At 69.6% G+C, this 8,530-nt stretch carries 6 protein-coding genes; all 6 read left to right on the top strand.

Annotated elements, in window-relative coordinates; translation table 11 throughout:
* Positions 1 to 459 precede the first annotated feature (459 nt).
* Complete coding sequence (locus AB0D10_RS28710) at positions 460 to 1,239, top strand: transposase (RefSeq protein ID WP_360261852.1); 780 nt, start codon at positions 460 to 462, stop codon at positions 1,237 to 1,239.
* Positions 1,236 to 1,559 carry a hypothetical protein gene (locus AB0D10_RS28705; protein WP_360261851.1) on the top strand — a complete coding sequence of 108 codons (324 nt, stop codon included), beginning with the start codon at positions 1,236 to 1,238 and terminating at the stop codon, positions 1,557 to 1,559. The genes AB0D10_RS28710 and AB0D10_RS28705 overlap by 4 nt, the downstream gene beginning before the upstream one ends.
* A 216-nt stretch (positions 1,560 to 1,775) precedes the next feature.
* Entirely contained in the window at positions 1,776 to 2,249 is a 474-nt protein-coding gene (locus AB0D10_RS28700) for a hypothetical protein (protein WP_360261850.1), read from the top strand.
* 1,249 nt (positions 2,250 to 3,498) lie between these two features.
* On the top strand, positions 3,499 to 5,382 hold the full coding sequence (locus AB0D10_RS28695) for an amino acid transporter (protein WP_360261849.1): 1,884 nt from the start codon (positions 3,499 to 3,501) through the stop codon (positions 5,380 to 5,382).
* An 8-nt stretch (positions 5,383 to 5,390) separates the two neighbouring features.
* On the top strand, positions 5,391 to 7,817 hold the full coding sequence (locus AB0D10_RS28690) for a DUF4118 domain-containing protein (RefSeq protein WP_360261848.1): 2,427 nt from the start codon (positions 5,391 to 5,393) through the stop codon (positions 7,815 to 7,817).
* A gap of 160 nt (positions 7,818 to 7,977) precedes the next feature.
* On the top strand, positions 7,978 to 8,403 hold the full coding sequence (locus tag AB0D10_RS28685; RefSeq protein WP_360261847.1) for a hypothetical protein: 426 nt from the start codon (positions 7,978 to 7,980) through the stop codon (positions 8,401 to 8,403).
* Positions 8,404 to 8,530: the final 127 nt, after the last annotated feature.

Genomic DNA, 8,530 nt, shown 5'->3' with positions numbered 1-8,530 from the left:
ATCCGCTTCGCCCAGGGGGCCGGTGACCGTCACTGTTCGGCCGTCCAGTGTCCCGGTCGCCTTTTGATCGCTGTCGCGGGACGTCCAGTCAACGAACGCGTGCTGTTCTGTTGCCATTGCCTCGGCCTTCCAGACGCTATGACCCATCCGAGTCAAAAGGGTTCACCCCGGAGTCTCGCGCTACGCGAGGCCCATCCGGTCCCGCCGGGGCATCTGTCTTCTCGCCAACGGCCGCGCTACTCAGCCTTTTTCCCATGGCCGAAGGATGTACTGCCAATGGGTGCCTTTCTTCGAGCGTAGCGGAACATGAAGTTCACGCATCTCGGGCCCGAACCCAGGGCTGTTGCAAGTCGTTTGATCTTTGATCGGTGCTGATCAGGTGATGCCGATGTCCGGCACCAGTCGGCGCGGGATGTCGCCGAAGTAACGGAACGCTTCGGCATGGGCCTCGGTCCAGGCGTGCTGGTCCATGTGGACTACCGGGCGGACGACGTCCGGCAGAGCACCCACCTCTACCAGGCTCGCACCGGCTGCCAGTGGCGCTACCTGCCCCACGACCTGCCGCCGAAGAGCGCGGTGTACTACTACTTCGCGCTGTGGCGCGACGACGGCACCACCGAGGCCATCCACGACCTGCTGCGCTGGCAGGTCCGCGAGATGCGCAGACGGCACGAGGACCCCACCGCCGTGGTCCTGGACTCACAGACCGTATGGGCCTCGACGAACGCACCCAAGGACACCACCGGACTGGACCCCGGAAAGAAGAGCCCTGGTCGCAAGCGCGGCATCGCCACCGATGTCCTCGGCCTGGTCATCGCCGTGGTGGTGGTCGCCGCCAGCGTGCACGACAACGCCATCGGCATCGCGCTGTTGGACAAGGTCGCCGCGAGCGCACCCACGCACCGTGACCAAGGCGTGGGTGGACGCCGGGTTCAAGAACGCCGTCGTCGAGCACGGCGCCCGGCTGAGCATCGACGTCGAGGTCGTCCAGTGGGAACCCGGCACGCGAGGGTTCACGCCCGAGCCCAAGCGGTGGGTGGTCGAGCAGACCTGGGGCACCCTGATGCTGCACCGCAGGCTCGTGCGCGACTACGAGACGAAGCCGGCCAGCTCAGCGGCGATGATCCACTGGTCCATGGCCGACGTCATGCTCCGACACCTCACCCGCACCTCCACCCCGACCTGGCGCGCTCCGCCCGTCTGGTCTCCGACACCTCCAAGGAGCGGGAGTATCGATGAGGGAACTCCTGGACAAGATCGAGGCCCGGCAGCAGCTGGTCCAGGACACGGTCGAGCGGCTGCGTGAGCAGATAGCCCTGCTCGGCGAACAACTCACCGCTGCCGAAAGCACCTTGAAACGCCTCCAGGCCACTCGCGAGACCGTACTGGAGCCGGCGGCCGAGGACGGTGCCCCGCTGCCCGAGCCCCTGCCACCCGGCTACCGCGAGGTCCTCGCCGCCTTCGAGCAGGCCGGGCGAGGCCTGCGGGCCAGGGACGTTTGCCAGGCCCTGGACATCGGGCTGGAGCCGAGCACACCGAGGGCACCCGCGCCAAGCTGAAGCGCCTGGTGAACCGCGGCATCCTCACCGAACCCGAACCCGGCCTGTTCACCCTGCCCCAGCCCACGTCGGCGGCACCCGACACCAGCTCGAACTGAAACTGATGACCCATCACAGCACACCCTGCTCAAAACACATATCGTTGCCGCGGAACGCTGATCACCATTACGGTCGCCCTCGAAGGTTGAGTCGCTAACGCGGAACGGCGGGGGTGCAGTGCTCGATACGCTGGTGACAACTGCGGCCGGGGCTCTCTCCGCCACGATCGGCGTCGTGGTCGGAGGCATCGTCACGCGGCGTGCGCAGGACCGGCAGTGGCTCCGCGACCAACAGTTGGCCGCCTACCAGGAGCTGTTCAGCCACTACGCCAAGTTCACGATGGAAATTGGGCGGGCGCATGCCGACCGTCGAGGCTGGGATTACGACTGGGGAGAGTGGAGTGCGGTCCTGACACGCGTGAGCCTGGTAGCCCCCAACGATGTGGCGACAGCGATTGACGAGTTCGGCCACGCCGTCGATGGCTTCCTGGAGCAAGTAGCGAGGCGGACCGATCCACTGAGGAATCCGCTGAGCCCGGAGGAGTTCCACGCGGCCAAACGAGAACCGGCCCAGGCACAGATACGACTCGTCAACGCCATACGACGGTCGCTGGGCAACGATCGCGGGCTGCCCTTCCGAATCGGCGGGTGAACCATGGGCCAAGGTGCCCTGCCCGGCTGACGCAATCTGTTGACCGAAACGGCCATAAGCTCGCAGACCGCCCTCTGAAGCTCCCGCAGCCGCCGCACTGCCTCGGGTGCAGGACGATTCGCTGCTTCCGCTGCTTGCCGGGAAGCCCACTTGCGAAGCGCAAGCCCTGGGAAGTACTGGTCGCCGTCGTAGACCCACAGCAGCTGGGCGCGAATCATCCCCGTCACGTAGGCCTCGCTTTCGGCGGGAGGACCGGTGAACGCACGCCACGGTTCGAGTGGTCCTGCGGCCGTGTGAGCACCGTCGGCGTACCTGCCGGTCAGTGACAGCGTGGTCGTGCTTTGAGGCAGTAACGGCAGTAGCGCTGTGACGGGGAAGTTCAGCGAGCGGGCGTCGTCCGTCATGCGCCCGTCGAGACGCCAGTGGGGTCCGTCGGCTTCGACTTGGAGATCGCTGCAGCCCATGTTCTCTACCAGGATCTTGACCACTCGCCGGGGTGTCATGCCGCAGTCCCGGTAGATGTCCGGGAATCCGGAGTTCTGGATGGGTGCTCGCTGACGCCCCTTTCTTGCAGTCACGCGAAGGGGATGATCAAGAATCGGATCCACATATTGCTCTTACTTGCCAGCGACCGACAACGTCACCGGCACGACCGATTCCACGACAGAGCTCTGGGGAGACGGCAGCAGAGCCGCTGCGATCCCGCCGACGGCGGAGATACGGGCCTCGTCCAGAGGCTCCAGGATGTCGAGGAGCGCAAGAGTCGTGATCCCTGTGGTTCGTCTTCTCGGCGATGCTCGCCTGGGTCGTGTTCATCACCGTCCGGCTCGAACACGGTCAGCAGGAGTTGCCCGCCGCCGTCCGAGCGGCCGGTGGAATCCTGTGGCCACGACGCCCCGGCGGGGTGGCCACAGCCTGCCGTCGGACCGGACGGGAACCGGCTACCGGCGTAGCTGCTCGACCAGTGCGGTGAAGAGCTGCAGGTTTCCCTCCCGGCATCTTGACGAGGTGTTGACTCCGGAGACGGCGCGCGCCGAGTGGGCGTCTGTCGGCCGCTGCGCCAACGGGGCGAACCCGCGTGGACGGTTCCCGGAAGCGGAGCGGCTGTCGCATAGCCTGTCGCCCTGCTACCGCCTCGGTGGCGCCGGCTCGGGGACGAGGACAGGGGCGCAGGGTGAGTTCGACGGGTGCGGCTGCGTCGACGCGGCGGACCAGGTTTCGGGCGTGGCTGCTGGAGGGCCTGTCCGACATGGCCAAGCAGTACCCCGGGCCGCACGCGGAGGCGCCGGTCGAGCACAAGGGTCGGCGCTGGTGGCGGGTCATGTGCCTGACCGGCCTGGACTACTTCTCCACGCTCGGCTACCAGCCCGGCATCGCGGCGCTCGCCGCCGGGCTGCTCTCGCCGGTGGCGACCATCGTGCTGGTGATCGTCACCCTGCTGGGCGCGCTGCCGGTCTACCGGCGGGTCGCGAAGGAAAGCCCGCACGGCGAGGGCTCGATCGCGATGCTGGAACGACTGCTCTCCTTCTGGAAGGGCAAGCTGTTCGTCCTCGCGCTGCTCGGCTTCGCGGCGACGGACTTCCTGATCACCATCACCCTGTCGGCGGCCGACGCCACCGCGCACCTCGTGGAGAACCCGCACCTGACCAGCGCCCTGTCGGGCAAGCAGGTCCTGATCACCCTGCTGCTGGTCGCCCTGCTCGGCGGAGTCTTCCTCAAGGGCTTCAGCGAGGCGATCGGCCTGGCGGTGTTCCTGGTCGCGGTCTACCTCGCACTCAACGTGGTCGTCGTGGTGAACGGGCTCTGGCACGTGCTGAAGTCTCCGCACCTGGTCACCGACTGGACGGACGCGCTGACCGCCGAGCACGGAAACGTGATCGCGATGATCGGAGTCGCGCTGGTGGTCTTCCCCAAACTGGCGCTCGGCCTGTCCGGCTTCGAGACCGGCGTCGCCGTCATGCCGCACATCGAGGGCGATCCGGAGGACACCGAGGAAAAGCCGACCGGCCGGATCCGCGGCGCCCGCAAGCTGCTCACCACGGCTGCGCTGATCATGAGCTGCTTCCTGATCACGACGAGCTTCATCACCACGCTGCTGATTCCCAAGGCCGCGTTCGAACCCGGCGGGCCGGCCAACGGGCGGGCACTCGCCTACCTCGCGCACGAGAACCTGGGGAACACGTTCGGCAGCATCTACGACATCTCGACCATCGCGATCCTCTGGTTCGCCGGCGCTTCGGCGATGGCCGGGATGCTCAACCTGCTGCCGCGCTACCTCCCGCGCTACGGCATGGCCCCGCACTGGGCGCGGGCGGTGCGGCCGATGGTGATCGTGCTGACCCTGATCGCCTTCCTCGTCACCTGGCTCTTCGACGCGAGCGTGGACGCCCAGGGCGGCGCGTACGCGACCGGCGTCCTGGTGCTGATCAGCTCCGCTGCCATCGCCGTCACCATCGCTGCCCACAAGGCCGGGCAACGCAACTGGACCATCGCCTTCGCCGTCATCGCGGCGGTGTTCCTCTACACCACGGGCGTGAACATCGCCGAACGCCCGGACGGCGTCAAGATCGGCGCCTGCTTCATCGGCGGGATCATCCTGGTCTCCTTCCTGTCCCGGCTGCGTCGGGCGTTCGAACTGCGCGTGACCGACGTGGTGCTGGACGAGGCCGCCGATCGCTTCGTCCGCGACTACACCCATCGGACGATGCGGCTGATCGCCAACGAGCCGAACACCCGTGGCCTGGCGGAGTACCAGGAGAAGAAGCGGGAGGTCCGGGCGCACCACGACATCCCGGCCGACATCGACCTGGTCTTCGTCGAGGTGACCGTCCGGGACCCGTCCGAGTTCGAGTCGGTGCTGGACGTTCACGGCGAGGTCCTGCACGACCGCTACCGTGTGCTGACGCTGGAGAGCTCCAGTGTCCCCAATGCGCTGGCGGCCCTGTTGCTGACCATCCGGGACCGTACCGGGCAGCTTCCGCACATCTACTTCGAGTGGACCGAGGGCGGTCCGGTCGGCCACTTCCTGCGCTTCTTCCTGTTCGGGCAGGGCGAGGTCGCACCGGTCACCCGCGAGGTGCTGCGCGAGGCCGAGCCGGACCGCTCCCGCCGCCCGCGCGTCCACGTCGGGTAGGGCGGAGCATGGACCTGGAAGCGGAGAGAGGCGGCGGGACGGCGGTGGCCGGGAAGCTGCGGGTGTTCCTGGGAGCGGCACCGGGGGTCGGTAAGACGTACGCCATGCTCCGGGAGGGGCGGCGGCTGCGGACCGAGGGGCTGGACGTGGTGGTCGGCCTGGTCGAGACGTACGGGCGGCACGGGACGGAGAACCAGCTGAGGGACCTGCCGGTGCTGCCCCGGCGACCGGTGTCGTACCGGGGCGTGGAGCTGACGGAGCTCGACCTGGACGCCCTGCTGGCGCGCCGCCCGGCGCTCGCGCTGGTGGACGAGCTCGCCCACACCAACGTGCCCGGAGGCCGGAACGAGAAGCGCTGGCAGGACGTGCGGGAGCTGCTGGACGCCGGGATCGACGTGGCGACGACACTCAACATCCAGCACCTCGAGAGCCTCAACGACGTCGTCGAGCAGATCACCGGCGTCGCCCAGCGCGAGACCATCCCCGACGACGTCGTCCGGGCCGCCGACCGGATCGAGCTGGTCGACCTCAGCCCGCAGGCGCTGCGCACCCGGATGGCGCAGGGGGAGGTCTACCCGCCGGACCGGATCGACGTGGCGCTGGACCACTACTTCCGGGCCGGCAACCTGGGCGCGCTGCGGGAACTGGCGTTGCTGTGGCTCGCGGACCGGGTGGAGGAGGAGCTGGCGGACTACCGGGCCCGGCACGGCATCCGGGCGCCCTGGGAGACCAAGGAACGGATCATGGTCGCCCTCAACGGCGCACCGCAGGGCGAGCACCTGATCCGCCGGGGAGCCCGCACCGCGACCCGGGTGCACGGGGACCTCCTCGGCGTGCACGTCCGCCTGGACGACGGCACGGTCGAGCGCGAGCCGCCGGGCCTGGCGCCGCAGCGGGAACTGCTCCGGGAGTTGCGCGGCACCTACGTGGAGGTGAGCGGCAGCGACGTCGCGCGGGCTCTGGTGGACTTCGCCCGGACGGAGAGCGCCACGCAGCTCCTGCTGGGGCCGACCAGCCGCAGCAGACTGCGTGAGCTGGTATCCGGCTCGGTGATCAACCGGGTGATCCGGCTGGCCGGCCCGATCGATGTGCGCGTGCTGCCGCCGCCGGAGCCGGGACTGCTGACGGTGCCGCCCGCGCCGCGCAGACGCCGCCCGGCACTCGTCCCGGTCCGGCGGCGCCGGCTGGCGTGGCTGCTCGGACCAGCCGGAGCGATCGCACTGGCCTGGGCGCTGTCGCCGCTGCGCGACTCGCTCGGCCTGCCCGGCGTGCTGCTGTGCCTGCTGCTGGTGGTGGCGGGGACGGCTCGGCTGGGTGGGCTGCTACCCGCGGCGGGCAGCACGGCAGCGGGTGCACTCGCGGCGGACTACTTCTTCACCACGCCCTGGCACAGCCTGACGGTGGAGCAGGGCGCTGACGTCGCGGCGCTGCTGGTGTTCCTCGCGGTGGCCGGGGTGATCTCCCACCTGATCGACGGCCTGACGCGCCGCTCGCAGCAGGCGGACCGGGCGCGCGCGGAGGCGGCCGTCCTCACCAGGCTGGCGGGGGAGACGGTGGAATCGGGGGCACGGGTGTCGTCCGATCTGGTGGCCGAGCTTCGGCAGGTCTTCGGGCTGGACGCGGCCGCCGTACTCGTTCGTACGGGCGCGCTCTGGCAACCGGCGGCTTCGGCCGGGGCGGAGGTGCCGCTGCTGCCCGACGAGGCGTCGTTCTCCGTCGGCCTGGGGGACGAGGCGGTCCTCGTCCTGCGGGGTACGCCGCTCACCGAGGAGGACACCCGGTTGCTCGGGCCGTACGTCACCCAGTTGAAGCTGGCCCGGGAGCGTGAGCGGCTGGTCGCGCAAGCATCGGCGGCCGAGGTCCTCGCGCACGCCGACGCGCTGCACACGGCGTTGCTGGAAGCCGCCGGAGAGGACCTGCGCACGTCGCTGGCAGCGGTGCGCCGGGAAGCGGAACGGGTGCCGGACCCGGACCGGCGGCGGATCGGCGCCGAGGTCGAACGGATGGAGCGGCTGATCGCCAACCTGCTGGATCTGAGTCGGCTGCGGGCCGGGGTGATGCCGGTGGTGCTGCGGCCGACGGCGGTGGCCGAGGTGGTGCGGGCCGCTGCCGAGGGACTGACCGGCGTGCGCATCGACCTGGAATCGGAGCTGCCGCGGGTACTCGCCGATCCCGGGCTCCTGGAGCGGGCGTTCGCGGACCTCCTGGCCCCCGGGGCGGCGGGAGCAGGGCCGGTGGTGGTCGACGCAGGCCAGGTGGCCGGGCGGGTGGACGTCCGGGTCACCGTGCACGGAGGCGAGGCTGTCGGTCGGGAGGAGACCGGGCCGGCGGTGGTGCGGGGCTTCGTGGAGGCGATGAACGGCGAGCTGGCCGTCGAGGAGGCACCCGGCGGCGGCACCGCCTACGTGATCAGCCTGGTCCCTGCGGTGGCCTGATCCCATGGCGCGGATCGGTCGGCGAGGCGGGGCGTCAAGATCGCGTCGTGAATCCGGGCGTCGGCGTAAGGATCTCGTCAACGCGGGGCGAGGGGCCGTGGGCCCGTGGGTTTGCTGGCCTCGAACGAACTCGCGACGAAGCTGGGACAGGACGATGCACATGTACTCCGCCCGCCCCGGTGGCCGTCGCTACCATCCCGTCCTCGACCGCCTGCCGGTCCCGGTGTCGGGCACCGCGGCCCTGGTCGCAGGGGGCGCGCTCGCACTCGGCCTCGGTTGGCTGGGCGAGCTCCACGCCGGCTGGTTCCCGTACATCGCGTACATAAGCCTGGCCGCGTTGGCAGGAGCCTTCTCCCGGCCCCTGGCCGCGCCACTGGTCGGCCTGGCAGCGTGGTTGTGTTGCAACGCCTTCGTCGAGCACCGCCATGCCGAACTCGGCTGGTCCGGCGTGGGGATCGAGAGCGGGCACTTCGTTCTCTTCACTGCCGCTGCCTTGGTGCTCTCCCTGCCTGCTGCGATTCCGCGTCGGGCGATCCGCGTCGAGCGCCTTCCGGTCGGCGAAGGGGCCGAGCGTCACGTCGGTTGATGCCCGCCGCCTCGGCGTCGTTCCGGAGGCGGCGGGCCGGTCTGCTATCCGAGGCCGGGGACGAACTGGATGAGCAGGTCGATGGCCTTGATGCCGAGGAAGGGCAGGATCAGTCCGCCGAGTCCGT

It is taken from the genome of Kitasatospora sp. NPDC048545, assembly GCF_040651155.1.
GTDB lineage: Bacteria > Actinomycetota > Actinomycetes > Streptomycetales > Streptomycetaceae > Kitasatospora.
Note: the sequence above shows the minus strand (reverse complement) of the source record. Positions and strands in the feature narration are given on the sequence as shown.

Coding starts and splice junctions, on each gene's coding strand:
- AB0D10_RS28705 (WP_360261851.1), top strand. CDS start 1,236: ATGAGGGAACTCCTGGACAAGATCGAGGCCCGGCAGCAGCTGGTCCAG.
- AB0D10_RS28695 (WP_360261849.1), top strand. CDS start 3,499: ATGGCCAAGCAGTACCCCGGGCCGCACGCGGAGGCGCCGGTCGAGCAC.
- AB0D10_RS28690 (WP_360261848.1), top strand. CDS start 5,391: ATGGACCTGGAAGCGGAGAGAGGCGGCGGGACGGCGGTGGCCGGGAAG.
- AB0D10_RS28685 (WP_360261847.1), top strand. CDS start 7,978: ATGTACTCCGCCCGCCCCGGTGGCCGTCGCTACCATCCCGTCCTCGAC.